23 protein-coding genes, 2 tRNA genes and 1 pseudogene are annotated in these 25265 nt (G+C 42.7%); 17 read left to right on the top strand and 9 right to left on the bottom strand.

Features of this window, described 5'->3' with window-relative positions:
* Positions 1–51 precede the first annotated feature (51 nt).
* From NQU59_RS02805 to NQU59_RS02790, 4 genes are read right to left on the bottom strand one after another with little or no spacing between them, the layout of a single operon-like run.
* Complete coding sequence (locus NQU59_RS02805; protein ID WP_257064904.1) at positions 52–948, bottom strand: EamA family transporter; 897 nt, start codon at positions 946–948, stop codon at positions 52–54.
* Between the two features lie 57 nt (positions 949–1005).
* Positions 1006–2445, bottom strand: a complete 1440-nt coding sequence (locus NQU59_RS02800; RefSeq protein ID WP_257064902.1) for an amino acid permease — start codon at positions 2443–2445, stop codon at positions 1006–1008.
* Between the two features lie 60 nt (positions 2446–2505).
* Complete coding sequence (locus tag NQU59_RS02795; RefSeq protein WP_257064901.1) at positions 2506–3933, bottom strand: NAD(P)/FAD-dependent oxidoreductase; 1428 nt, start codon at positions 3931–3933, stop codon at positions 2506–2508.
* Between the two features lie 12 nt (positions 3934–3945).
* Entirely contained in the window at positions 3946–4341 is a 396-nt protein-coding gene (locus tag NQU59_RS02790) for a nuclear transport factor 2 family protein (protein WP_005240492.1), read from the bottom strand.
* A gap of 288 nt (positions 4342–4629) precedes the next feature.
* On the opposite strand from NQU59_RS02790, the gene NQU59_RS02785 reads away from it, so the two are divergent.
* Positions 4630–6135, top strand: coding sequence for an aminotransferase-like domain-containing protein (locus tag NQU59_RS02785; protein WP_257064897.1), 1506 nt, complete (start codon positions 4630–4632; stop codon positions 6133–6135).
* A gap of 391 nt (positions 6136–6526) precedes the next feature.
* Here the strand turns inward: NQU59_RS02785 and NQU59_RS02780 are convergent.
* A tRNA-Gly gene (locus NQU59_RS02780) sits at positions 6527–6602 on the bottom strand.
* Positions 6603–6643: 41 nt separating this feature from the next.
* Positions 6644–6716 (bottom strand) — tRNA-Gly (locus tag NQU59_RS02775).
* 190 nt (positions 6717–6906) lie between these two features.
* Between NQU59_RS02775 and NQU59_RS02770 the strand changes: the two genes are divergently transcribed.
* The 5 genes and pseudogenes from NQU59_RS02770 (at position 6907) to NQU59_RS02750 (ending at position 9743) form a co-directional block, all read left to right on the top strand.
* Positions 6907–7215 carry a BolA family protein gene (locus NQU59_RS02770; RefSeq protein WP_096911055.1) on the top strand — a complete coding sequence of 103 codons (309 nt, stop codon included), beginning with the start codon at positions 6907–6909 and terminating at the stop codon, positions 7213–7215.
* A 9-nt stretch (positions 7216–7224) separates the two neighbouring features.
* Positions 7225–7617, top strand: a complete 393-nt coding sequence (locus tag NQU59_RS02765) for a SirB2 family protein (protein WP_010589820.1) — start codon at positions 7225–7227, stop codon at positions 7615–7617.
* A gap of 81 nt (positions 7618–7698) precedes the next feature.
* Positions 7699–8541 (top strand): ParA family protein, encoded by an 843-nt coding sequence (locus NQU59_RS02760; protein ID WP_005240485.1) that lies wholly within the window; start codon positions 7699–7701, stop codon positions 8539–8541.
* Positions 8542–8554: 13 nt separating this feature from the next.
* Positions 8555–8943 (top strand): annotated as a pseudogene (locus NQU59_RS02755) (hypothetical protein).
* A gap of 209 nt (positions 8944–9152) precedes the next feature.
* Positions 9153–9743 carry a LysE family translocator gene (locus NQU59_RS02750; protein WP_005240480.1) on the top strand — a complete coding sequence of 197 codons (591 nt, stop codon included), beginning with the start codon at positions 9153–9155 and terminating at the stop codon, positions 9741–9743.
* Between the two features lie 13 nt (positions 9744–9756).
* Here the strand turns inward: NQU59_RS02750 and NQU59_RS02745 are convergent, their stop codons facing one another.
* A complete protein-coding gene (locus tag NQU59_RS02745; RefSeq protein ID WP_005240478.1) occupies positions 9757–10395 on the bottom strand; it encodes a DedA family protein in 639 nt (212 codons plus the stop codon).
* A 238-nt stretch (positions 10396–10633) separates the two neighbouring features.
* Here NQU59_RS02745 and NQU59_RS02740 point away from each other — a divergent pair, with 238 nt between their 5' ends.
* Positions 10634–11050, top strand: coding sequence for a DoxX family protein (locus NQU59_RS02740; protein ID WP_005240476.1), 417 nt, complete (start codon positions 10634–10636; stop codon positions 11048–11050).
* Between the two features lie 141 nt (positions 11051–11191).
* Positions 11192–11563 (top strand): NirD/YgiW/YdeI family stress tolerance protein, encoded by a 372-nt coding sequence (locus NQU59_RS02735; RefSeq protein WP_005240475.1) that lies wholly within the window; start codon positions 11192–11194, stop codon positions 11561–11563.
* 47 nt (positions 11564–11610) lie between these two features.
* Here NQU59_RS02735 and NQU59_RS02730 read toward each other — a convergent pair whose 3' ends face one another.
* Positions 11611–12837 (bottom strand): DUF445 family protein, encoded by a 1227-nt coding sequence (locus NQU59_RS02730; RefSeq protein WP_171057836.1) that lies wholly within the window; start codon positions 12835–12837, stop codon positions 11611–11613.
* Positions 12838–13278: 441 nt separating this feature from the next.
* Here NQU59_RS02730 and guaA point away from each other — a divergent pair, with 441 nt between their 5' ends.
* From guaA to NQU59_RS02710, 4 genes are all read left to right on the top strand, one after another.
* Positions 13279–14847: a glutamine-hydrolyzing GMP synthase gene (gene guaA / locus NQU59_RS02725; RefSeq protein WP_005240472.1), complete on the top strand. Its 1569-nt coding sequence runs from the start codon at positions 13279–13281 to the stop codon at positions 14845–14847.
* Between the two features lie 56 nt (positions 14848–14903).
* Positions 14904–15686, top strand: a complete 783-nt coding sequence (locus NQU59_RS02720; RefSeq protein ID WP_257064883.1) for an ANT(3'')-II family aminoglycoside nucleotidyltransferase — start codon at positions 14904–14906, stop codon at positions 15684–15686.
* Between the two features lie 127 nt (positions 15687–15813).
* Positions 15814–16743, top strand: a complete 930-nt coding sequence (locus NQU59_RS02715) for a LysR family transcriptional regulator (protein ID WP_005240468.1) — start codon at positions 15814–15816, stop codon at positions 16741–16743.
* Positions 16744–17089: 346 nt separating this feature from the next.
* Positions 17090–18547, top strand: a complete 1458-nt coding sequence (locus tag NQU59_RS02710; protein ID WP_257064882.1) for an aldehyde dehydrogenase family protein — start codon at positions 17090–17092, stop codon at positions 18545–18547.
* Positions 18548–18627: 80 nt separating this feature from the next.
* On the opposite strand, the gene NQU59_RS02705 is transcribed toward NQU59_RS02710, so the two are convergent.
* A complete protein-coding gene (locus NQU59_RS02705) occupies positions 18628–19521 on the bottom strand; it encodes a LysR family transcriptional regulator (RefSeq protein WP_096911052.1) in 894 nt (297 codons plus the stop codon).
* A gap of 154 nt (positions 19522–19675) precedes the next feature.
* Here NQU59_RS02705 and NQU59_RS02700 point away from each other — a divergent pair, with 154 nt between their 5' ends.
* The 5 genes from NQU59_RS02700 to NQU59_RS02680 all read left to right on the top strand — a co-directional run bounded on the left by NQU59_RS02700 (position 19676) and on the right by NQU59_RS02680 (position 24938).
* Complete coding sequence (locus NQU59_RS02700; RefSeq protein WP_005240461.1) at positions 19676–20731, top strand: cupin domain-containing protein; 1056 nt, start codon at positions 19676–19678, stop codon at positions 20729–20731.
* A 48-nt stretch (positions 20732–20779) separates the two neighbouring features.
* Positions 20780–21415, top strand: coding sequence for a maleylacetoacetate isomerase (maiA, locus tag NQU59_RS02695; RefSeq protein ID WP_005240459.1), 636 nt, complete (start codon positions 20780–20782; stop codon positions 21413–21415).
* Between the two features lie 35 nt (positions 21416–21450).
* Positions 21451–22152: a fumarylacetoacetate hydrolase family protein gene (locus tag NQU59_RS02690; RefSeq protein WP_257064881.1), complete on the top strand. Its 702-nt coding sequence runs from the start codon at positions 21451–21453 to the stop codon at positions 22150–22152.
* Between the two features lie 108 nt (positions 22153–22260).
* On the top strand, positions 22261–23604 hold the full coding sequence (locus NQU59_RS02685) for an MFS transporter (RefSeq protein ID WP_257064879.1): 1344 nt from the start codon (positions 22261–22263) through the stop codon (positions 23602–23604).
* Positions 23605–23672: 68 nt separating this feature from the next.
* Positions 23673–24938, top strand: coding sequence for an OprD family outer membrane porin (locus tag NQU59_RS02680; RefSeq protein ID WP_373462996.1), 1266 nt, complete (start codon positions 23673–23675; stop codon positions 24936–24938).
* Positions 24939–25265: the final 327 nt, after the last annotated feature.

The raw sequence follows: 25265 nt of genomic DNA, 5'->3' as shown, positions 1-25265 counted from the left end.
TAGGCGGCTTGATATGGGGAAAAGAAGTTGTGTAAAGAACAATGAACAAATTTAACTTTGTAGCATCTTTCTACGAATAGAAGACACCTTGATCTTTTGTCCAAGTAAATGAACCATTAAGCTCAGCATTACAATGATTGAGCCTAACCATTGCCAACCATTCAGATGTTCATCGAGTACAAGATAAGCGAAAATCATACTAATTACAGGCACCCAGAGCGAGAGAGGGCTGATTTTTGCCGCAGGATAGCGAGTTAATAAATAAATCCATAAACCATAACCAACGATTGTTGCAAAATAGGCTAGAAAAGCTGCTGCGCCGAATCCTCTCCAACTTAAAGCATACCAATCTGCAATGACTCCTTGCCAACCTGTGGTCTGGATAGCCAATAATAAAAACCAAAGGGGTGTGAGTAGGTTTCCCCAAACCACCAACCCAATTGGATGAACAGACTTCATACGTTTGACGACAATATTTCCACATGCCCAAGAGAAAGCTGAACATAGAACCAAGAGCAAACCGAGCAAAGGGACATGGCTATGTTGTTGTCCTAAAGCAATCAATCCTAAGCCGAATGACGCTATCACGATAGCCAACCACTGATTCCAAGACGCCTGCTCTTTGAGAAAAAAAGTAGCGATGATGACAGTAAAGAAGGCTTGGGATTGCACCACTAAAGCCACCAACCCTGTAGGCATGCCCGTAGCAATTGCACTAAACATAAATGCAAATTGGGAAAAGTTACTGATCAGCCCATAAAGCAGAAGCCATTTCCAACCGACTTGCGGAATGCGAATAAGAAACAAGGCTGGCAATAACACTAATATATAGCGTAGGCATCCAAGCATCATCGGGCTGATTTCACTTATACCAACTTTCATGAAATAAAAGTTAATACCCCAGATGAACACCACTGCCAAAGCAGCGAGCTTATCTTTTAGTAACATAAAGAATTCCTGATCAAGACGACCTACGATGAAGCAGGTCGTTGAGAGACAGCGAGCTTAGATTTTGTGATTTTTTGTGGTGATGAACGTATCTAATTGGGGATAACGATGACGTAGCTTGAGTAGTTCAAAGTAGTCACGAATCATAAAGATACAGAACATCATTACAGCACTTGCGATCCCGAACCAAAAGGCTTTCTGTAGGTTTGGTAAAAATGCCATGGCAGCAAAAATACATAACATACCGATGATCGCAAGGTAGCTGAGATAAGGAAAACACCACATCCGAACTTTCAAGCGTTCAGGCGCGACGCGTTCTAAATGACGGCGTAAACGAATTTGAGAAAAGGCAATAATGATATAAACAAATAGCGCGACGGTTCCATACGATTCAACGAGAAAAGGAAATACGCCGTCTGGAGAAAAGTAGGAGGCTAAGATCGAAAAATAACCAAATAGAGTGCTAAATAAAATGGCACGGATAGGAACTCCATTTTTTGACAGCTTGGTTAGGCTACGAGGCGCATCCCCATTTTTTGTTAAAGCAAATAACATACGGCTTGCGGCATAAACGCCAGAGTTTAGACAGCTGAGCACCGCAACTAAAATCACGCCGTTCATAATGTCCGCAACATAGGGAATATTTAATATCTGTAAGGCACTGACATAAGGTGTTGCAATCGCAGTGCTATTCCAAGGGACAATACAAACCACGAGGAAAATAGAACAAACATAGAAGATCAAAACCCGTGTGATAACAGATTGAGTCGCTTTCGCAACGGATTCTTCGGGATTCTTGGTTTCGGCCGCTGCAATGGTGACAATCTCTGCGCCAAAATAGAACGCTGTTGCAGCTACAGCGCCTGATAAGACAGGCCCCCAGCCGTTTGGCATAAAACCGCCATGTTTGAAGAGCTCTCCAAATCCTGAAGCTTGATGATTTGGCCACCAGCCGAATAAGTAAATAGAACACAAGAAAATAAAGACTGTAATCGCAGCAACTTTAATTGAGGAAAACCAGAATTCAAACTCACCAAAAGAGCGAACAGAAAACAGATTGGTGGCTGTCAGTAAGATCAACAGAACTAGACTGACAATCCATTGAGGTAAATCAGGCATCCAATACGCAAGCAGTTTTGCACCGACGATGGCTTCAAGCGCGATTACAATCACCCAAAAATACCAATACATCCACCCCGTCATAAAGCCAGCCAATCGAGATAAAAATGGAGAGTCTTTAAAGGCATAACGGGCATAAGCATAAAAAGACCCTGTAACGGGAGAAGCGGTTGCTAGCTCACCAAGCATTCTCATGACCAGAATGATCAAAATACCTGTGATCAAAAATGACAAAATAGCTGCTGGGCCAGCAGCTTGAATGACAACTGAACTCCCCACGAATAAGCCCATACCAATCACACCACCGAGAGCCATCATTTGTACATGCCGAGGCTTCAATGTGCTTTTTAAATCTTGATTAGAATTTGAATCATACATAACTGCATATCCCTCATAATTTTTTATATCGTGACTGTTCGCCTGATTGCGAAATAGCACTCAAAGCATCTCGTCCTTTAAGTAATACCAGCGATATAACAAGGCTTGACCCAGTCGTCTAAAGGGACGAAATAAATGTGATGGTAGTGGTGATTGGTAAATAGGTAATTCGAATTGAGGACGTTGAATACCCATGATTCGCTCTGCCAAACGATGACCTGCCATTGCTGAAAATGAGACACCATTACCACCATAACCGATGGCGTAATAAATGGTTTCATCAGGATTTGGTTGTACGATCCGAGGCATCATGTCATGGCTGACATCAACCCACCCCCACCAAGAATATGCAATCGGTATACCACGTAAGCTAGGAAATTTACGGTAAAGACCCTCCTTTAATCTTTCAAGGTGTGCAGGATTGTTGGCATCAGCACCCGTAAGCGCACTTCTGCTGCCACATTGTACTGAACCATCTGGGAGTAAGCGGTAGTAGTGTCTTAAGGTGCGTGTATCCGTAATAAAAGTTGTACTGTTTAATCCAGCCTGTTTGAGTTCTTGTGTTGTTAAAGGTCGAGTCACGATCGAATTAGATAAAATCGGCATGATTTTGCCAGACAAACTTGGGTGTAAACCATTCGGTGTATATCCACCTGTCGCAACAGCAACACGTTTTGCTTTGACGATGCCATATGGCGTCTGTAAGTAATGGATACCGTTGCGTGTTTCCCAATTGAGCACAGGCGTCGATGTATGTACTTTTGCACCTGCTGCACGGGCACGCTTTAAATAACCAAAAGCTAATTTTAATGGGTGTACACCAACACCCTCAGGTTCGAATAATGCCCCCGCAGCCTCTTGATCTGCTACGAATTCTTCATGGAGCTGCTCTCGACCCAATATTCGTGTTTGATATCCGAAGGCCTCACGCATGACTTTGCCCTCATTTTCAAGAAAGGCCATTTTCTTTGCACGATGAGCAATATATAAATGCCCACCATCTTGTGCATCACAGTCAATACCACTCACGAGTTCCTTGAAATAATCAAAACCCTCTCTGATTTCAGCGTCGAGACGTTTTGCAGTATCTAGTCCCCATTTATCAATCCATTGTGAGCGATAGAGGCGACCAGACGCATTTTGTCCTTGACCACCATTACGGCTAGTACACCCCCATGCGGTACGATTGGCTTCTAGTACCAAGGGCGCAGTTCCAAATTTTTCAGCTAAGGTGAGCGCAGTAGAAAGACCAGTAAAACCACCACCAATGATCACAATATCTGCATCGATGTCACCTAGAAGCGGACCGTCATCTTCTGGTGGAGTGCCAGCAGTTGCAACCCAATAGGTGGGGGCATATTGTTCATTACCTTTTAATCCTTGATCGATTAAAGGATCAAACTTTGTATTGTACGTATTGAATACATTTTGAATGGGAGGGATGTGCTGATCCGAATCGCCAATCAAATGCTGTATCGATTGATTCATAGACAAGCTCCTTTATGCAGCGACCTGTACGGGCCGATTTTTACGGAATGCATTTTTAATTAGGATTTTTCCATCTTTGAAGGTAAAGACATCGACCATGTTGGCTTCAATATGTCCACCATCTGGTGCAGTTGCAGTAAAAGTCGTTTCTGAAATACCAAATTGCGCATCTTCACTTAACCAGTGTTTAGCATTCAGCCATTGGGCATCAGGGAAAGATTGAAAGGTATTTTCAAATGCTTGTCGGACCGCATCAAAGCCTTGAATGCGAGTACCAAATACATCACTGCCTGCAACCGTTTCAAAGCAACAGTCGTGATGCATACAGGCCATTAAGGCTTCAACATCATGTTTGTTCCAGGCAGCAGAAAACTCGGTAATGAGTTGTAGAAGTGCAGTTGGATTCATTAGATAGCTCCAAATATTTAAAGATCTCGGCTGATGATTGGACTGTACGTAAATCATTGTGTTCGACGTAGTACCAGAACTGAGGTTTTGATGGAGCCAGATATTTTTTGGTTTAATTTATTGTTTTATATTGATTAATTATAAATTTTAATTATGGAATGTGTTTTGCTTAGTTTTTAATGATGCCAGATTAAAAGAAATGCAGCTTTTCTATCTCTAAAAAGCACCACTTTAAGGATGATGGCTTCAAATTAGCTCATAAATTGCACTAACAAAAAGGACAAACGAGTGACAAATTCACTAGCACCACAGATATGGGAAGCTTTGTTTGCTGATACTGCAAATAGTGGTCTAAATTTGCAAGGCCGAATTTGTCGGATGATGTTTACCGCTTTGGTTCAGGGATATCTAAAACCGGGAATGGCTGTTCCATCCACTCGATACTTAGCGACTCAACTCGGGCTTGGGCGTAATACGGTCACCATTGCGTATCAACAATTGGTGACTGAGCGTATCTTAGAATCTAGGCAAAGAAGTGCTCACTTCGTGCACCCTAGTTTCCAGATGGATCGTAGTGAAAGTAAAACAGTCACAACAACATCCAAAGCAACTTCGTGGAATTCTCGTTTTCAGCTTCGTCCATCTACGCAAAGACATCTTACTAAGCCGATTGACTGGATGGATTATGCTTATCCATTTATATATGGACAGCCTGATGTGGAAACTTTTCCGGTCTCGGCATGGCGTGAGTGTGCGGTTAAAGCTTTATCGGCAAAAGATGCCTCTATTTGGGCAAGGGATATGACACAACAAGGAGATGATCTATACCTTATTAATGCGATACGACAGCATATCTTACCAACACGAGGAATTCTGGCTCGAGAAAATGAAATTCTCCTGACGGTCGGAAGCCAGCATGCATTGTATATGTTGGCACGGTTACTCATGCATGGAGAGCAAGTCGTTGGGGTTGAAAATCCAGGCTATCCAGACGCTCGTAATATTTTTAGACTGCACACATCACATATCGTTCCGCTTGACGTTGATCTTGAGGGGGTAACCTTAACTCAAGCTATCGATTGTGATTATATTTACGTGACGCCTGGAAGGCAGTGCCCTACGGGTGTCACATTGTCTCCTTCTCGCCGTAATAAGCTTCTGCAATTGGCTGAACAGCAGGATAGCATCATTATTGAGGATGAATATGATGCGCAAATCCTGGTTCAAAATACGACAATTCCTGCATTAAAAAGCTTAGATCGACATGGCAGAGTGGTGTACATCGGGAGTTTATCTAAGCCATTAGCACCTGGGCTAAGGCTTGGCTACATTGTTGCTGCACCCGAGTTAATCGTTGAATTACGTCATTTACGTCGTTTGATGTTACGACATCCGAATGTATTTAACCAACGCGTCTTCGCTTTTTTTATAGACCAAGGTTATTACCATGCAATGTTAAGGCGGCAGTTTCAATTACATCAGCACCGAGGGGCAGAGTTGATGCATGCACTGCAGCAATACTGCCCTACATGGAGACCTTATTCTTTAAATGGGGGAGCTGCATGCTGGATTGACACGCAAAGTGATATGGATTGTGCTCTGTTAGCGAAATATGCGGCGAATGTTGGTGTGCTGATAGAAGCAGGACAGCCGTTTTTCTTTGCTGAAAATCAGCATCAACATTTTTTAAGGTTGGGAATTGGCTCAATACCAGCTCATCAGATTAATGCAGGAGTTTACAATTTATCTCAAGCTGTCCTTGACTATCAAAAATATAATCCAGCTTCTCTTTGAAATAACAACAGAGGTGTTCTATGGATATTTTTCATTTATGACGTCTTAACCCATATCTAATCTTTTGAAGGATTTAAAAGGTTCCACGTGGAGCATTCAATTTTAGTGATTGTTTGAGTGATTCATTATTAATCTTGGCTCTAAATTGTATTTATGCCCATTTATTGACATCAAGATGCGCTAGTATTCTGAATGACGTTACCCAGAAAATTAATAGACATTCGGCGTTAGCGGCGAAGACGTACAGGTTTTAGGGCATCGCAATGTGATATACATCTAGATGCTGGATTTAAAGCGTGGGTAGAGGCGAATAAACCCGTGATTTAAAATAAGGTATGAAGTAAAACACAAGAAAAAAGCCCTAATCTTTCGACTAGGGCTTTTTTGAATCTGGAGCGGGAAAGGAGACTCGAACTCCCGACCCCAACCTTGGCAAGGTTATGCTCTACCAACTGAGCTATTCCCGCTTATTGAGCAGTTTTTACGAAAACTTACACTAAAAAATTTGAGCGGGAAAGGAGACTCGAACTCCCGACCCCAACCTTGGCAAGGTTATGCTCTACCAACTGAGCTATTCCCGCATGCCGTGTATAATACATTATGCAAAAATAGGGTCAATAATTTTATGCAAAGAAATTGATTATTTGCATAAAATTAAAGCACTTTCATGCAAAAAGAGCAGGATATAGCAAATTTTTGTACAAAAGTTTCCCTCAGATTGCGCTCATGTATACTAATGAGCTATCTCAATCTGACCTTACAGAGTGACCGATGAACTTAGAACAACAGTTGATTGAACGTTTAAACACGCTTGCACCCAGCCATCTTGAAGTAATCAATGAGTCGGCAGGACATGGCGGTTATTTTCCTGGTAAAGAGTCACACTTTAAAGTGATTGTGGTCAGTGAAGAATTCCAAGGCCTACGTCTGGTACAGCGTCATCAAAAAATTTATGCGGTTGCTGCTGAGTTAATGAGCCCGGGCCGCATCCACGCGCTAGCGATTCATGCCTATGTGCCGAGTGAGTGGCAGGGTGAGGCACCTGCCAGTCCGGAATGCGCACATGCACCCAAAGGTTAACAATCGATGATGGACATTCATTTACTTACTAAAATTGTGCATATCTCAGCAGTGAGCTTATTGATCATTGCTTTTGTATTACGTGCTTCGACTTTATTTGTAGGTGTGCAGGATCAGCAACCCAATGCGAAAGCCCGTAAAGGTCTGGTTGGTTTACAACATTTGTCTTTGACCTTGATTATTGTGACGGGTGCAATCTTGCTCAGCATGAACAATTTTGAAGTACAGCCTTGGTTCTATGCCAAAGTGATTTTGTTCTTTGTGTTCTGGTCTTCATTGATCAAAACCTACAAGCAGGACAGCAGCATTTTATTGGTACAACGTCGCGCAGGTTTATTAATCGGAACGGTTGCTCTGGTCGGTATTTTAGGCCTTGTCATGATTCAGCCGGTTTTTACCTGATTGTTTGACACATTGTGTAAGTAATAGTTATAGCGCTAGGTTAAACTGCATGCAGTTTACAAAAATATTTAGAGGGAAATTATGTTAACGCGTGTGGTGTTTAACCAGAAAGGCGGTGTGGGGAAATCAAGTATTACCGTGAATTTAGCGGCCATTAGTGCGCAGCAAGGTTTAAGAACCTTGGTGATTGATCTGGACCCGCAAGCAAATTCAAGCCAGTATCTTTTGGGTGAAGATGCAACCTATTCTGCCGATAAAGCCGCATTAGAGCCAAACATCGAAAATTTCTTCGAGGATATTTTAGGCAGTACGCAGCAAAAAGGACTGCTTGGCAATGCTATTGGCTCCATTCTGAAAGCACCGCGCGGTAAAGGTTTGGACAGTTATGTGCATCGTACTACTTTTGATAATCTGGATGTGATTCCTGCCAGTCCAAGTTTGGGGGCTCTTGAACATGCACTGGAAAGCAAGCATAAAATCTATAAATTGCGTGACTCGATCCAATCCTTGAGTGCACGTTATGACCGGATTTTTATTGATACACCCCCTGCATTTAATTTCTTTACTTTATCTGCTTTGATCTCTGCGGATCGGGTATTAATTCCATTCGATTGTGATGTGTTCTCAAAACGTGCGTTACAAACTTTGATTGAAAATGTGCTCGAAACCCAAGATGATCATAATGATCGCTTGGAGATTGAAGGAATTGTGGTCAATCAGTTCCAATCTCAGGCAAAACTACCCCGTGAAGTGGTTCAACAACTCAAAGATGAAGGTTTACCAGTGCTAGAGAGCATGTTACCCCCCTCGATCTTGATGAAAGAATCACATCAAAAGAATTTACCCTTGATTCATTTGGCATCTGACCATAAATTGACCGTCGCTTATGTGACCCTGTTCAATGAGATTGAATCAAAGAAATAAATAAGAGAATCTTATGAAACGCTTATATTGGATGCCTGTTTTGGCAGCGAGTCTGTTATTGGGTGCATGTGCATCAACGGTTAAACCCGCTTATGTGTCGCCTACACAATATCAAGCATTGAATTGCCAACAGTTACAAGCAGAATACAACCGTATTCAGCTTTATATTGAAAATGGTGTACAAACGCCAAAACGTACAGGTATGGGCGTTGGTGTTGGGCTTGGTGGGGGCTGGGGCAGAGGGGTTGGGGCTTTGGCCCATCGATCTCACTCAATATGGGACAGTCAATGAATACCAAGAACACTGAGTTGGCCAATGTACTGGGTCAACAAGATGCGATTGTACAGGCAGCAAAATTTAAAGGCTGCCCGATTATTGTCAAACAACGTCCAAAATCATAGATTTTGACAACTGACCGTCATCTGTCAGGATGATGGTCAGCAACTAAATTATGGCAAAATGTTTCGTAAAATAATAAAAAAATTCAATATATTAAAAAATTATATCCACTAAATCATTGATTTTTCCCTTGCCTGCATCTCGCTCAAATTTGTATTTTTGCCCTAAATTCGTTTAAGGTGGCGCCCATGTCTAGTTGTTCGGTATATCTATGATTGAGAGTTGGTTTTTTGTTTTGGCGATGTTGGCGGTGTTATTGATACCTGGTCCAACCAATGCTTTGCTTGCCAGTGCAACACACCAACACGGTGTTCCTAAAACCATCACGTTTATTCCAATTGAGTGGTTGGGCTATCTCTACGGGATTAGTTTATGGGCGCTATTCATTCATTTATTTGATCCGATCTGGCCTGCGATTGGCGCGATTTTACATACGCTCAGTTTACTCTACGTATTGTGGATGGCTTTTCATCTCTGGAAAGGTTCACATCTACAAAAGCACGATCAGCATCATCAGCAAATTCGTAAAAGACAGCTATTCTTATCGACTTTAAAAAATCCAAAAACAGTACTGCTGGCTTCAGGGGTTTTTCCGAGTGAAACGTGGAATTCGATTGAGCAAGCTGCTTTGGTTTTTGCCATTTTTAGTCTTATTCTGATCCCGGTTAGTATTTTCTGGATGTTATTTGGACGTGCATTGCTGGCGGGAAGTTTGATTGGAATTAAAGCCGACCATTTGTATAAAGGGTCGGCCATGCTATTACTGATTTGTATGCTGCCTATGATCTTACGTTTCTTTTAACAGAACGCTCGACTTATTGGGCTTTCGTGCCCTTCATTTTCTGGCGGATAAAGCCAATCACGCCTGGTAAGATACTGATAATAATAATACCGAAAATCAGATGGGTGAAATTATCTTTCACGATTGGCATATTACCAAATAAATAACCAAGCGTGATGAAGGAGGCGATCCAGCAGAATGCACCAACGACATTATAGCTAAGGAAGTACTTATAATTCATACTACCTGCACCCGCAACAAATGGGGCAAAAGTACGTGCAAATGGAACAAAGCGCGCGAAGATAATGGTCTTACCTCCATGGCGTTCAAAGAATTGCTGGGTTTTAATAAGATGTTGTTTATTAATAAAACGCGAGTTAATTTCGAACACACGTGGCCCGATATAACGCCCAATATGATAGTTTAAGGTATCACCCAGTACCGCAGCAAGAAAGAGTAAAATACCCAATATCCATGGATCCATTGCACCTGTTGAAGCAGCCAATGCACCTGCAGCAAATAATAAACTATCGCCAGGTAAGAAAGGCATTACTACCAAACCGGTTTCAACAAAAATAATCAGGAATAAAATGGCATAAATCCATACACCATAATTGGTAATAAATTCTAAAAGATGTTCGTCAACGTGCAGAATAAAATCAATCAGTTCCATGAAGGTGTTAACACTATGAATGTGGACTAAATCCTAGCAGTGCATCTGTAGAAAGTCAGTATAAAAAGCAAATTAATTGGTAACTTTTCAGCACATATTCAGAGGAGATTGACGCGAGAAAAATAGTGTTATTGTTGCAAAATAGGAACGATATGTTAACTAAATAGGACTTTATTGCAAAATTAAAGATGCATAAACTTGCTAACATGTTAAAAAACGAACAGTGTGGAAATTGATTATGTTTAATCCAAATGTTGTTGTAAAAAATATCGTAACACAGTCTGGTGTGGCTAATGTCGTAACTTTGATTGCGCGTTTGTTGTTGGCTTATATTTTTCTTGTTGCTGGATGGGGCAAGATCGTGGGCTATGCAGGCACGGCTGGTTATATGGAATCAATGGGTGTTCCAGGCGCGTTGTTACCCCTAGTAATCTTGGTTGAGTTTGGTGGTGGTTTAGCCTTATTGTTTGGTTTCCAAACACGTTTTGCATCTTTAGGCTTAGGTATTTTTAGTATTATCACCGCCTTTATCTTCCATGGTGGTGCAGAGGATGCCATTAACTTTATGAAAAACTTTGCCATGGCAGGTGGTTTCTTCATGTTAATGCTTTATGGTGCAGGTCGTATTAGTCTTGATCATTTGATTGAAAAATAAACTATAGGCCGCTATTAATGCCCCACTGTGAATAGTGGGGCTAAATTTTGCCGATCGTATTTGCTTGCTTACAAACAAAAGCCGACATCTGTGCTTATTTCTGTTTAGATCATAATTGGTGAAAACAAATAGGACATGATAATGAAAAAAGTGCTTTTGGGTTGCGGGATCGTAGTGTTCACTGGTCTTTCGACGCTGACATGGGCGGGTAAGGATGATCATGTATTGCTACAGGAAGCGACAAAGAATATGGTGACCGTGAGCCAAGTGGCGAAATTGGCAGATGAAACGGGTGTCACGCTGACAGGCCAGATCACAAAGCATCTGCAAAGTGATCATTATGAATTTAAAGATCGGAGTGGTACGATCAGTGTAGAAATTGATGATGATCTTTGGCGTCAGGCAGGGCTAAAAGTCGGTGATCATGTGCGTTTGGTGGGTGAGGTAGATACCCATCGTTATAAAGCAACCGATATTGAAGTGATTAAAATTGAAAAATATACATCTCGATAAAAGCATAAAAAAGGAAGCAGATGCTTCCTTTTTTATCACTCAGATGTTTAGAGCATAAAATGAATCTGCATTTCCCCAACGAGGAAACCCAACACCGCACCAACAATAATCAGTGACCATTCATCTTCTTTGAAGGCAGGGCGTAACATCCCTTCAAACTCTTCCGGGCTGAGTTTCTGCATACGTTCAACCAGTGTATTGCGCACATTCATGGCATCTTCAGCATAAGACTCAACATAGCGCATGGTATCTGGAAGCTGTTTCAGAATACGCTCTGCGACTTCGGCTTTCAGGTTCTGATATTTCTCGCCGCCAATGGCATAGACCACCAATGGACGCACAATACCTGCCTGTAAGTCAATTTCTTGTTTTACCTGGCGGCTGACCAATTCAATGACTTTGTCCGAATGTGTGCCTGAAAACAATTCTTCCATCATATTGCGTGAAGTCAGTAATTGTTTGGAAATCAATGCAGCATAGTCGGCAGCAACTTCATTCTGACGTTTGATGAACAAACCCTGCCAAGTGTAGCCCATGATCTTTTTTGGGTATAACGGGCGGAACATCATTTGTAAGGCCATCCAGTCGCTAAAGAAGCCGACAAAGCCACCGAACATTGGCAGCATCCATGGATATTTACCTTGAGTCACGATCCAGCACAGCATTTGCACTACACCAATCGCAAAACCAAACACGAAACCGACGTTACTAAAGAATTTGAATTCCTGTTTGCCAACTTTCTTAAAGATTTCATTGAGCAGGCGTTTGTCTTTGAGCAGATTGTTGATCACCATATGTTTGATATCAAAGTACTTGGCAACATCCTTCTGTACTTCACTCATGATATGTTCAACAATTTCTGGCGCTTTGGCCTGAACACGTTTAATTAGTTTCTGTCGTGCAAACTCCGGCATACCTTCCCATAAGCCAGGTTGGTATTGCTGTGCCACTTCGCGGGTAATGTCCTCAGCGGCTGCCATTAATGGTTTTTCAATTTCTTGGGCAATCCGTTTGGGGTCGAGTCGGGCAAAAATTTCTTCGGGTTTGATCAGCTTGGAGGTCATCAACTCCACAGCCGTGGTGGCCATCTTCTCTGCTTTACGGGGAACAATCCCTTGCCATCCGAGTGGAAGACCAAATAAGCGCAATCCTTTAAATTCAAGTGGTGAAAACATCATTTGAATGGCAATGACTTTGGTTACATAACCAATAAAGCCACTGATAAAAGGGATTGAAATATACAACCAGAAATTCTGTTGAAAATCCGCAATCATTTCTTGAAACATTATTTTATTGGTCCTTCAAGTCCTAATTGTTGCTCGTGGTCGGGCAAGCGTTAGATGATAGTAAAATATTTTAGGGCATTGACGATAAGCCAAGGCCTTTAGAGTTGTAGTTGCCTTTTGATTTATTCCTTTGGGTGAGGACATAGCATCGTATAAAAGGCAACGATGTAGCCGAGAGCATACCTTTCCTTGGTAATACCTTTTCGATTCGTCATCTTAGCACCAATTTTTGCTTTGTGTTGAGCAGAATGGGCAAGAATTGTTGATTGAACGCTCCTTATTTTGTGCTTGACTTGAGAATTTTAGTTTAAATATCAGTGCCCATTGACATGCCTAAGGAAAAAACGAGATAGATGATGAATTGCGATGCGCCAAAGCGTGAAAAATGTTAGAATATGGCGCTTAATTCATTTGCCTTTATGATGAACCATGACGACCAATACTCAAATTACTGAAGATCGTATCCTTATTTTGGATTTCGGCTCTCAATATAGCCAGCTGATTGCACGTCGTGTACGTGAAGCGGGTGTCTATTCTGAAATGTATGCATTCGATATGTCTGAAGAAGACATTCGTGCGTTTAATCCGAACGGGATTATTTTGTCAGGTGGACCTGAGAGCGTACATGAAGAAGGAAGCCCACGCGCGCCGCAAGTTGTATTTGAATTAGGCGTACCAGTTTTGGGTATCTGTTATGGCTTACAAACCATGTCTGAACAGCTTGGCGGTAAAGTAGAGCCGGGTACAGTACATGAGTTTGGTTATGCAGAAGTTGATATTCTAGTTCGTGATAAATTGATTGGTCACTTGCAAGACCGTGAAAACCAGTTACATGTGTGGATGAGTCATGGCGATAAAGTCAGTGCGATTCCAGAAGGTTTCCAAGTCACAGCAAGCACACCAAGCTGCCCATTCGCTGCAGTAAGTGATGAAGCACGTCGTTTCTATGGTGTTCAGTTCCACCCAGAAGTAACGCACACGGCCAAAGGTGCTGAATTACTGTCGAATTTCGTCCATCAGATTTGTGGTTGCCGTGGTCTGTGGACCCCTGAGCACATCATTGACCTGCGTGTAGAACAGTTGCGTGAGCAAATTGGTGATGAAAAAGTTCTGTTAGGTTTGTCGGGTGGTGTGGACTCATCTGTAGTCGCAGCATTATTGCATAAAGCCATTGGTGATCAGTTAACTTGCGTATTTGTAGACAATGGTTTACTTCGTTTAAACGAAGGTGATCAAGTGATGCAAATGTTTGCAGAAAACATGGGTATCCGTGTAATTCGTGCTGATGCTGAACAACGCTTTTTGTCTGCATTGGCAGGCGAAGTTGATCCTGAGAAAAAACGTAAAATCATTGGTCGTGAGTTTATTGAAGTTTTTGCAGAAGAAGCGCGTAAACTTGATGGCGTGAAATTCTTGGCGCAAGGGACGATTTATCCAGACGTGATCGAATCTGCAGCAAGCAAACAAGGTAAGGCACACGTGATTAAATCACACCACAACGTGGGTGGTTTACCTGATGATTTGGAGTTTGAATTGGTTGAGCCATTACGTGACTTGTTTAAAGACGAAGTACGTAAATTAGGTACAACCATTGGCTTGCCACATAGCATGATTTACCGTCATCCATTCCCAGGTCCAGGTTTAGGCGTGCGTATATTGGGTGAAGTGAAAAAAGAATATGCAGATATTCTTCGTCTTGCTGATGACATCTTCATGCAAGAACTACGTGACAGCGGTTGGTACGACAAAACTGCACAAGCATTTGCGGTATTCCAACCGGTAAAATCAGTAGGTGTGGTGGGTGATGGTCGCCGTTATGCATGGGTGATCGCACTTCGTGCAGTTGAAACTGTTGACTTTATGACCGCTCGTTTTGCGCACTTACCGTATGACTTGGTTGATAAAATCTCAACCCGTATCATGAATGAAATTAAAGATGTTTCACGGGTTGTTTATGACGTGTCATCGAAACCGCCCGCAACGATCGAGTGGGAATAAGAAAAAGGGCAGGATGAAAATCCTGCCTTTTTTTATGATTGATCAAGAGGTGAAGCATGTTGGAGACCTTGCAATTAGACCAGTTACAAACAGCTTTACAGCAGCTTTTAGGTGAATCACTCTTTGCTATTTATCTTTATGGTTCGGCCATCGATGGCGGTCTAGGTCCAGAAAGCGATCTGGATATTTTGGTTGTCGTCAACCAAGTACTAACACTCCAGCAAAGAAAGCTACTGGCAGAAACCTTATTACACATTTCTCATCCGATCGGTCGTGCGCAACGAGCACTTGAAGTCACCATCGTACTCAAACAGCAGATTCTTTCAGGAAGTTACCCGCTCAGCTACGAGCTACAATTTGGTGAATGGTTGCGTGATGAGTTAAGCCAAGGCGCTATACTCAGTACACATGCAGACCCCGATCTGAGTATTTTGCTCAAGAAAGCACAAATGCATCATCATACTTTGCTGGGGCCAAGTCTGACACAGTGGTCAACTGAAATTCCAAACCAACAGCTTTGGCAAGCGATGGCAGACACCTATCCATCGATCGTGGCGCATTGGGATGAGGATGCGGATGAACGCAACCAGATTTTGGCTTTATGCCGAATTTATTTTAGTTTGGTTATGGATGATATTGTACCGAAAGATCAGGCTGCACAATGGGTGATCCCTCAATTACAACAGCAGCATCAAATTGTTTTACAGCGTATGAGCCAAGAATATAAAGGTGAGATTGGCAAGCAGCACTGGCCAAGTGAGCATCTGACTTTGCAAGCGATTGTTGACTTTCTTAATATGAAGATCACTGCACTTTTAAAACATAAAATACATAAATAATAAACAGTAAAGGACAATACTTGGATTGTTGCATAGATAAAACTTAGTATTGCAAGAACAGGCTATTCAGGCCGTCTCGATTAGACCTAACATTTGTTCATGATAAAGCCCAGATCGGGAGTGCCTTTTGAATCAGATTGTTGAAATGCAAACGTTCATTGCCGTGGTTGATGCGGGAAGTATTACCCATGCTGCGACACGCCTAGGCATTACTAAATCAGTAGTGAGTCAGCGGATTCAGCAACTGGAACAGCGTTTGTCTGCTGCGCTGATTCATCGTGGTCGAAGTATGCTGTTAACCGAGGCTGGACAGGAGTTTTATCAGCAGTCGAGCAAGATTCTGGTGGAGTTAAGTGAGCTAGAAGAATCTATCAGCGCGCGTCATGATCATATTGGTGGTAGTTTTCGTTTATCGGTACCACAGGCATTTAATATTCAATATCTCGCCCTTTATTTGGCTGAGTTCGTGCAACTGTATCCTGAATTAAAGCTAGATATTGAGTCGAGTGATCATTTTGTCAATCTGAATAATGGTCATTATGATGCGGCGATTCGGATGGGAGAGTTAGCTGATTCCAATCTGATTAGTCAGACGGTTGCACAGAATCACCACTATATTTGTGCAAGTCCAGATTATTTAAAAGCGTATGGGATGCCTACTCACCCTAATGAGTTGTTGCGACATCGTGGATTGTTGTATTTGTCTCGAGAACCACATGGGATGTGGCAACTTCCTGTGGACGGAAAAAAGGCCTTTTTCCGAATATCTCCTTATCTACGCACAGATAGTGGTCATCAATTACTGGCGGCTGCCAAGCGTGGTTTAGGGATTGCAATTCTGCCAAGCTTTCTTGCTGCAGAAGCAATTTGCCAAAAGCAACTCAAGGTGATCTTGCCTGAGTTCTCTCCTTCGGGAGGCAATATTTCAGTGGTTTACCGCTTGTCCAATCGAGCCTCCCCTAAAATTCAAACTTTGGTTGATTTTCTATCCACAAAAATTGGTCATCCTGCGCCGTGGGATAGCCAGATTCAGAATATGTTGCGGCAGGAGTCATAAGACCTTGTTCGGAAAAAGCGAATCATAGTTTTGCTTTTTTTGGTCTAGCGAACAAAAAACATCATTTGTTAGGGTGTTTGCCTCTCTTTTAACACCGATTGATATCGGGTGATCTGAGAAGATCGATATGTTACTGAGCATTTACCCTCGCGATTTGCTGTTATCACATTTTCAACCCATGTAGCTCAAGTAACTTGCAAGTGTGGTTTAGAAACAGCGTGGGGAGATGTGTTGAATACTTAAGATTATGATATTTATCAAAATATTAATTGAATGTCTTGGTGGATTAATATTAGACAGCATCCCAATGTCGATCTTCTTTGATTTTTACTTTTAGGATATGCAGATGAATAGACTAGCTAAGAACTGGATAAATGGTGAGTGGGTAGATTCTCATCAGCATATGCAGTCAATTAATCCAGCAACATATGAAGTAATCGGACAATATGCCAATGCCACGATAGAGCAGGTGCAAAGTGCGATATGGGCCGCAAAGAAAGCATTGAAAGAAACAGATTGGAAGCGTGATCGTCGTTTACGGGCAAAAGTACTGAATGAAATGGCGGATGCTTTCGAACGTCATACCGATGAGTTGATCGAGATTCTTGCCACTGAAAATGGAAAGATTAAGCCCGAAGCCACCTTTGAAGTAACGATGGTTCCCGCTAAATTACGCTATTACGCAGCGTTGACTTTAACTGAATATGGTCGAGCATTAGAGCCAAAGCCGGGTAGTTATTCGATGGTTATACGCGAGCCGATGGGGGTGTCTGGGATTATTGTACCTTGGAATTCTCCCGTGGTTTTAATGATTCGTTCACTGGCACCTGCATTAGCCGCGGGCACCACAACAGTGATTAAGATGCCAGGTCAAACTGCACAAACCAATGCCATAATCTCCCAAATTTTTTCTGAGCTTACTTCTTTACCGCAAGGAGTGATTAATTTATTTAGTGAGTCGACAGGAGGTGGGTCGCGTTTACTGGTGGAATCACCCGATGTCCCAGTGATTAGTTTTACGGGCAGCACAGCAACAGGTAAAGCTATTTCAGCGACAGGCGCGCAGCATCTAAAACGCTTTGGTCTAGAATTGGGTGGTAAAACGCCGATGATCGTGTTTAAGGATGCCGATCTTGATCTGGTGTTACCTAAACTGGAAAAAGCCCTGACCATCTTTGCGGGGCAGTTCTGTATGACAGGTTCACGCTTACTGGTTCAGCGTGAGCTGGCAGATGAGCTGAAACGGAAACTGGCGCAGCGTTTGGAAGCCGTCAAAGTCGGCCCGGCTGCCGATCCTAGCAGTGATATGGGACCATTGATCGATAAAAATAATGTGGCACGTGTTGATGCTGTGGTTGAAAAAGCGATTGCAGAAGGAGCGAAGGTGATTGTTCGTGGTGGCCCGATTACCGAAGGTGAACTGGCCAAAGGTGCTTTCTATCGTCCCACCTTACTTGAAGTGAATGACAACAGCTTGGATATTATTCAGGAAGAAACTTTTGGGCCAGTCCTTACTTTGCAAGTGTTTGATACCGAAGCAGAAGCGATTATGCTTGCCAATGATAACCAATATGGTTTAGCGGCTTCAATTTGGAGTCGTGATGTAGATTTACCATTACGCGTTGCGACTGAAATGGAAGCGGGTACCGTGTGGATCAATGATTGGGCCGTGGTTTATGATGAGTTTGAGGAAGGTGGTTTCAAGAGTTCAGGTCTTGGGCGAATGAATGGGATGGCGGCAATGGATGACTTCATTGAATATAAGCATATTACCATTTCAACGGGTGTTTCTGGAGCGGACTAGGGATTTCGTCAAGCATTGAATGACACTACAAACAGCGCATCGATTTCGATACGCTGTTTTTATTTTAGCCTGAGTTAGAATTAGGTCGAGAACAGTTTAAAGCACACTTGTCTTAACCATTGATTACTTGGGGTTTGATGGACACGCGAATGCCAGTGTTGCTTAACGCTGAATTGTGGAAAGTGATAGGGAGGCTCTAAGGTTTTCAACCCGCCTTGAGTCATTAACACCTGCGCCAGATAATTGGGAATAGTGGCAATTACATCGGTATCTCTGACAATCAGACCGACACCCAAATAGCTGGGTAAACGCACCAGAATATTGCGGTTGACGCCGTGTTTTTGTAGCTCATGCTCCACCACATAATGTCCTCCTGTTGCCAAGATATCGACATGTAATTCCTGAGCAAACTCTAGAGCGGATAGGCTGGTTCCTGTTAGCCGAGGATGTTGTTGACTAGCCAAACACGTGTAATGCTGCTGAAACAAGGTTTGCTGATAAAAACCTGCTTCCAGTTGGGGGAGGAATCCAATGGCGAGATCAATATCTCCATTCGACATCATCGGGGCTGTCTGGCTATCAATTGGCAGAATGTCCAGACGAATTGACGGGGCATGCTGACGCATGTAATTCATCAGGCGCGGTAAAAATACCAAGTGACTGATGTCAGTCATGCTGATACGAAATTGATAGGTTGAGGTTTGTGGGTCGAACTCAATATTATAGTTTTCTACCAATTTTAGGCGGTTGAGAATTTCCACCACCATTGGATAAATTTGCTGGGCGAGTTCGGTGGGTTGCATTTTATTTTCAATTCGTACAAACAGTGGGTCACGAAAATGGGTGCGGAGTTTATTCAGTGCAATACTTAAGGTGGGTTGACCAATACCCAATTGTTCCGCGGCTTTAGAAATACTTTTATGCTGATAAATTTCAAAGAAAATTTTCAGCAATCTTGTATCCAGATCAAACATCGCACTGACCCACTGTATTGATTTTATCAATACAGCCTATTGTTTTTTGTGCATAGATTCAACACATCCTGATTGTTACATTGAGCCAACACCGAATATTGATGAAATTATCGTCATTATTATTGTGCTCCATGGGCAGAAAAAGGAATGACATATGGAACCTTTAGGCACGCTAGAAGAGCTACCCGAACGTTATCGAGAGGAGCTGAATGCGTCAAATCTGGTGCCGTTATGGCCTAATTTACGAAGCTTTATCCCACCCAATAAACCACGACCACAAACAGTTGCAACCGCTTGGTATTTTCATCAGATTAAGCCTCTGTTACTAGAAGCTGGGGAGCTAACGCCGATCGAAAAGGCAGAGCGTCGAGTGTTGGCACTCGCTAACCCAGGGCATGGTTTGGACAATATGAAGGTCAGTCCAGCCATGTATTTAGGCATGCAACTGCTGCTCCCTAAAGAGTGGGCACCTGCACATCGCCATGCACCGAATGCAGTACGTCTTATTGTTGAAGGTGAAGGGGCTTACACCACTGTTGAAGGGCAAAAATGCATTATGGAACATGGTGACATGATCCTCACCCCTTCTGGGTTATGGCATGAGCATGGACATGATGGTGACCAACCTGTGATCTGGATGGATATCCTTGATTTACCACTGGTTTACTATATGGAAGCCTCTTTTGTGGAAGAGGGCCGTCGTCAAGAAGTGGATCGGATCAATCAAGGTTCTACCCCCCAATATGCAGCAGGTATTGTACCGACCCCGCATTTTAGTCGTGAAGATGCCGCATATCCGATGATGCGTTATGCGTGGAAGGATACTAAAAAGGTCTTGGATGCCTTAGCAAAAAAAGCAGGCTATCAGGACCCGTTACAAGTGGCCTATGTCAATCCTGAAACAGGTCAAGATTGTCAACATATTCTAGGCTATTCAGCACTGTTGCTGCGTCCGAATGAAACACTATCTCTGCCTTTACGTTCCACCCCACAGGTGTTTCATGTCATTGAAGGGGGCTTAACGATCCAGATCGATCAACAGGATTTTCATTTGAGTAAAGCCGATACCGCCTGTGCACCGTGTTTTGCTGTTATTGATTTAATCAATACATCCGAACAGCCATGCTATGTCTTTATCGCAGATGAAGCTCCTTTGCAGCGTAAGTTGGGCCTGTATTCAATCCGTGAGCGAACTGCTGCACGTCCATAATTTTAATCTCAGCTGTGGTGAAAGCACATGCTGCTGAGGAGCGAGTATATGAAACTTTATAGTTTTTTTCGTAGTGGTACATCGCATCGAACCCGCATTGCTCTGAATTTAAAGGGTTTGGATTATGAGATAAGTTATGTCTCACTGGCTAAAAATGAGCATCAACAGCTGGACTTTAAGAGATTGAATCCACAGGGTTTTGTCCCCGTATTGGAAACTGAATCTGGTCTGCTGCTACAAAGTCCAGCCATCATCGAATGGATTGAACAGCAATATCCAGAGCCTGCTTTGTTACCAGCAGATGCATTGGGTAAAGAAAAAGTACGCGCCATTGCAGCGTTGATTGGCTGTGATATTCATCCCTTAAACAATAAACGTGTGCTGGAACATTTACGCCAGCTTGGGTTGGATCAGAACCAGATCAATGCATGGTGTGCTAAATGGATTCAAGATGGTTTTTCGGCTTTAGAGCAGATCTTGGCACAAGATCCTACGCGGAAAAAGTTCTGCTATGGCAATCAACCTAGCCTAGCCGATGCCTATTTGATTCCACAGGTAGTGTCTGCACAGCGCTTTCAGGTCGACCTATCGGCCTATCCCCAAATTAATGAAATTTATCAGCATTGTATGACGCTTGAAGCATTTCAGAAAGCTGCACCTGAACAGCAAGCAGATGCGTTTTAAGTTGCTGATCCACCTATATCAATAAGGAATATGCCATGAGCTTTATATTTGAACCCATGACACCAGCAGGCCTGTTTATCCACGGCTCAGATCAACGATTTCCAGTCCGTCGAGTTTACTGTGTCGGACGTAACTACGCTGCCCATGCGCGTGAAATGGGTTTTGATCCAGATCGTGAACCACCGTTCTTTTTCTGCAAACCGAATGACTTAGAGTCGATTGTACCTGTTGATCAAGAGGCGGTAGATATTCCTTATCCAAGCGAGACCTCAAATTATCACTATGAAATTGAGTTGGTGGTTGCGATTGGTCGGGATGCCAAGAATGTTTCAGTCGAAGAGGCTGCACAGTATATCTATGGTTATGCGGTGGGTTTGGACATGACGCGCCGTGACCTGCAAATGAGTATGCGTGAAAAAGGGCGTCCATGGGAAATTGGAAAAGCATTCGATTTTTCTGCGCCGATTGGTCCGATTCATCCCATCACCGAAACAGGTGAAATGAATCAGGCGGATATTCATTTGACCGTCAACGGTACAACTGAGCAACGCAGTGATATTAGCCATTTGATCTGGTCAGTTGCTGAAACCATTGCCAATCTATCGACCTTATTTGAACTCAAAGCAGGCGACTTGATCTTTACAGGAACACCTGAAGGGGTGGGTGCTGTGGTTCGAGGTGATGTGATGCGTGCTGAGATTACCGGATTGACTGGCATTACCGTGAATGTGAAATAACGCACTTGATCTGAGTGGTTTAAACAGGTGCTCAAGCTGAAGAACAAATAAAGTTGAGCACCTTTGCTAAGGATTGCATCGGCCAAGGTATTGGCAAAAGGAGTCGTTATGTCTCAAAAAACAATAGATGTGCAAAGTTTCATCGATGAAATTCCGCTTTCAGCTTTGCAAAAATTAATCATGTGGCTGTGCTTTTTGATTGTTGCAATTGATGGTTTTGATACCGCAGCAGTGGGATTTATCGCGCCTGCATTAAAAGCCGAATGGGGACTACAACCCACCGATCTGGCACCGTTATTTGGTGCAGGCTTATTTGGTTTGATGGCAGGTGCACTGGTTTTTGGACCGTTATCCGATAAATTAGGCCGTAAACCGATTTTGATCGGCTCAGTGATCATGTTTGGTTGCGCCAGTCTATTTGCAGCCTTTTCTTCAGACCTACAAACCCTGATTATCTGGCGTTTTCTGACAGGTTTAGGTTTGGGTGGTGCTTTACCCAATGCGATTACCTTAACTTCAGAATATGCACCAACTTCCCGACGTTCAAATCTGGTCACCATGATGTTTTGTGGTTTTACCATTGGCTCTGCCTTGGGTGGGATTTTGTCGGCTCAATTGCTGCCACATATTGGTTGGCATGGCATTTTACTGATTGGTGGGATTGCTCCTTTATGCACAGTCCCTTTTTTATATTATTTACTGCCTGAATCGTTACGGTTTCTTGTGCTGAAACAAAAAAGTACCGAAAAAATTGAAAGCATTATCCGTCGTATCGCACCACGGATCAGCGAGATTCCACACTTAGTACCCACCGTAAATGAAGTTGCGAAATCGAGTTTAAAAAATTTGTTCGGCAAAGGTTTTGCCTTGGGAACATTTCTGATCTGGTTCACTTTTTTTATGAGCTTTCTGATTATTTATATGATCTCAAGCTGGATGCCAACCTTATTGACCAACGCCGGTTTTAACTTATCCAACGCCTCATGGCTCACCTCGATTTTCCAGATTGGCGGGACGATTGGTGCCATTGTCTTGGGCTTGCTGATGGACAAGCTGGATGCCACCAAAGTGTTAAGCACCGCTTATGCATTTGGTGGTCTATTTCTGATTTGTCTCGGTTTGGGAATCGAACAAGCCAACACGGTATTGCTGATGTTTGCCATGTTTGGTGTCGGTGCCGGAATCAGTGGGTCACAGGTCGGTGCCAATGCCTTTTCTTCCAGTTTTTATCCCACCCATTGTCGTGCAACAGGCGTGAGTTGGGCCAATGCGGTCGGACGTGCCGGTTCTGTGGTGGGTTCGATCATGGGGGGCTGGCTGATGTCATTGCATCTTTCTAACTTTGCTATTCTCAGTCTGCTCGCCATTCCCGCTTTTTGTGCCGCAGTTTCATTGTTGTTGATTAAACGTCTTAAAAAAGAACAGCCTAGCGTTGTGACAACTCTCGGCTGAGTTCAAGCCATTGCCAATAAAAATAGATCGCTGTGCCAGTGGATGGCATGGCAGCTCAACACAGGATGATTGATTCTATGCACCACTTTAACGTGAAAATTGTAGCGCTGAGTATCTTGCTGCCAATGTCTGGGGCAAGTTCGGGCGTATGGGCAGCTGACCCCACCCAGCCCATTCAAGACGAATGGAAATTTAACCTGAAGAATGCCTATCTATACCGTGATTATGCCAATAGCAATGCAAAAAACTTTGGCAGTTGGTCTCAAGGGGTATCTTTGTTTTATACCTCAAACTTATACGATACCCCTTTCGTGATCGCAGACAAGCCAATTCGGATCGGGGCGGATGCTTCGGTACAATATGCAGTACGGTTAAGCGCAGATCGACACGTCAGTGATATGGTATTGCCTTTTGATCGGCAGACCCAGTCCCAAGCGTCTGATTATTCAAAGTATGGAGCAACCCTGAAACTAGGCTATGGCAAAACTTTATTGAGTGTTGGGGAGCTATGGCTGGACTTGCCTGTTACCAGCTCGGATGCCAGTCGTCAGTTAATTACCTCCTATTGGGGCAGCAGTTTAAAATCACAGATTTCGGATCAACTCTATGCTGAACTGGGTCGGGTGACAAAAGTGTCTCCACGTAATGAAGATAACTTTCATAAGTTCTCCTTCAGCTCGAATGGTAAAACGGCCTATTCCGATGGCCTGAATTATCTTGACCTACGTTATCAGCTGACCCCCTCGCTCAAAGCTGAATATTACTTTGGCAATTTAGAAAATTTATATAACAAACACTATCTCGGTCTGGAGCATACCTGGAAACAGCCCACTTTTTCACTGAACTCCAAGTTTAAATATTTCAATGCCAAAAATGATGGCGACAATTTTAAGATCGATGCGCAAAATATCGGGCTGTTAGAAATGTTGAAAGTGAACAATCAGAGCTTTGGTTTGGGTTATCAACAGATTGTTGGTGAATCGGCCTATCCTTTACCTGATGGTTTTTTGCCTGAGTTGTATTTTATTAACTGGAATGCCACAGGCTTTTTTAAGCAGAATGAAAAGTCCTATCATCTGATGTACGGCTATGATTTTAAGGACTACGTACCAGGGTTAAATGCTATGGTGAAATATGTCTATGGTTATGATTTTAAAACCGCCAATGGTGAGAAAAATCATGAAACTGAATCCAATGTCTTGGTCAATTATGCCTTTCAGCAGCCTTATTTAAAGGGTTTTGCTGTTCAATATCTGCGTGTTGATTACAAGGTCAAACATGGCAATGACTTTGGTGAAGACCGTTTGTTTGTGAACTATACGAAGCGGTTTTAATCATATTCAAAGTCGTAAAAAAGAGTGTTTGAGCACTCTTTTTATTTTTAAAAAGAAATTTTAAATGTTTGATGCTAATTAAGAAATTTGGATTTTTCTGCATAAACCATATTATGCTAATTTTATAAAAATTAAGAAATGGGGAAGTGAAATATGTGGTTTCTAATCATATCAATAGGTTTATTTTTTATTGGCGAATTTGCAATTAAGCATCGAAAACCAGACATTGCAAAAGATGACAGAAAAATGCGATTTATAAGAGCAATATTATTAGCTATAACGTCTCCTTTTTAGCTATCGGATTACTTTCACTTAGAGGAGATGATC

Source organism: Acinetobacter colistiniresistens, assembly GCF_024582815.1.
Taxonomy (GTDB): Bacteria; Pseudomonadota; Gammaproteobacteria; order Pseudomonadales; family Moraxellaceae; genus Acinetobacter.
This window is presented reverse-complemented; position numbering and strand designations above follow the sequence as displayed.

Excerpts from the sequence above, each read along its gene's own strand:
- NQU59_RS02710 (WP_257064882.1), top strand. The coding sequence starts at position 17,090 with ATGAATAGACTAGCTAAGAACTGGATAAATGGTGAGTGGGTAGATTCT.
- NQU59_RS02760 (WP_005240485.1), top strand. The coding sequence starts at position 7,699 with ATGTTAACGCGTGTGGTGTTTAACCAGAAAGGCGGTGTGGGGAAATCA.
- maiA (WP_005240459.1), top strand. The coding sequence starts at position 20,780 with ATGAAACTTTATAGTTTTTTTCGTAGTGGTACATCGCATCGAACCCGC.
- NQU59_RS02800 (WP_257064902.1), bottom strand. The coding sequence starts at position 2,445 with ATGTATGATTCAAATTCTAATCAAGATTTAAAAAGCACATTGAAGCCT.
- NQU59_RS02700 (WP_005240461.1), top strand. The coding sequence starts at position 19,676 with ATGGAACCTTTAGGCACGCTAGAAGAGCTACCCGAACGTTATCGAGAG.
- NQU59_RS02735 (WP_005240475.1), top strand. The coding sequence starts at position 11,192 with ATGAAAAAAGTGCTTTTGGGTTGCGGGATCGTAGTGTTCACTGGTCTT.
- NQU59_RS02805 (WP_257064904.1), bottom strand. The coding sequence starts at position 948 with ATGTTACTAAAAGATAAGCTCGCTGCTTTGGCAGTGGTGTTCATCTGG.
- NQU59_RS02705 (WP_096911052.1), bottom strand. The coding sequence starts at position 19,521 with ATGTTTGATCTGGATACAAGATTGCTGAAAATTTTCTTTGAAATTTAT.
- NQU59_RS02770 (WP_096911055.1), top strand. The coding sequence starts at position 6,907 with ATGAACTTAGAACAACAGTTGATTGAACGTTTAAACACGCTTGCACCC.
- guaA (WP_005240472.1), top strand. The coding sequence starts at position 13,279 with ATGACGACCAATACTCAAATTACTGAAGATCGTATCCTTATTTTGGAT.
- NQU59_RS02690 (WP_257064881.1), top strand. The coding sequence starts at position 21,451 with ATGAGCTTTATATTTGAACCCATGACACCAGCAGGCCTGTTTATCCAC.
- NQU59_RS02750 (WP_005240480.1), top strand. The coding sequence starts at position 9,153 with ATGATTGAGAGTTGGTTTTTTGTTTTGGCGATGTTGGCGGTGTTATTG.
- NQU59_RS02790 (WP_005240492.1), bottom strand. The coding sequence starts at position 4,341 with ATGAATCCAACTGCACTTCTACAACTCATTACCGAGTTTTCTGCTGCC.
- NQU59_RS02795 (WP_257064901.1), bottom strand. The coding sequence starts at position 3,933 with ATGAATCAATCGATACAGCATTTGATTGGCGATTCGGATCAGCACATC.
- NQU59_RS02740 (WP_005240476.1), top strand. The coding sequence starts at position 10,634 with ATGTTTAATCCAAATGTTGTTGTAAAAAATATCGTAACACAGTCTGGT.
- NQU59_RS02765 (WP_010589820.1), top strand. The coding sequence starts at position 7,225 with ATGGACATTCATTTACTTACTAAAATTGTGCATATCTCAGCAGTGAGC.
- NQU59_RS02745 (WP_005240478.1), bottom strand. The coding sequence starts at position 10,395 with ATGGAACTGATTGATTTTATTCTGCACGTTGACGAACATCTTTTAGAA.
- NQU59_RS02730 (WP_171057836.1), bottom strand. The coding sequence starts at position 12,837 with ATGATTGCGGATTTTCAACAGAATTTCTGGTTGTATATTTCAATCCCT.
- NQU59_RS02685 (WP_257064879.1), top strand. The coding sequence starts at position 22,261 with ATGTCTCAAAAAACAATAGATGTGCAAAGTTTCATCGATGAAATTCCG.
- NQU59_RS02720 (WP_257064883.1), top strand. The coding sequence starts at position 14,904 with ATGTTGGAGACCTTGCAATTAGACCAGTTACAAACAGCTTTACAGCAG.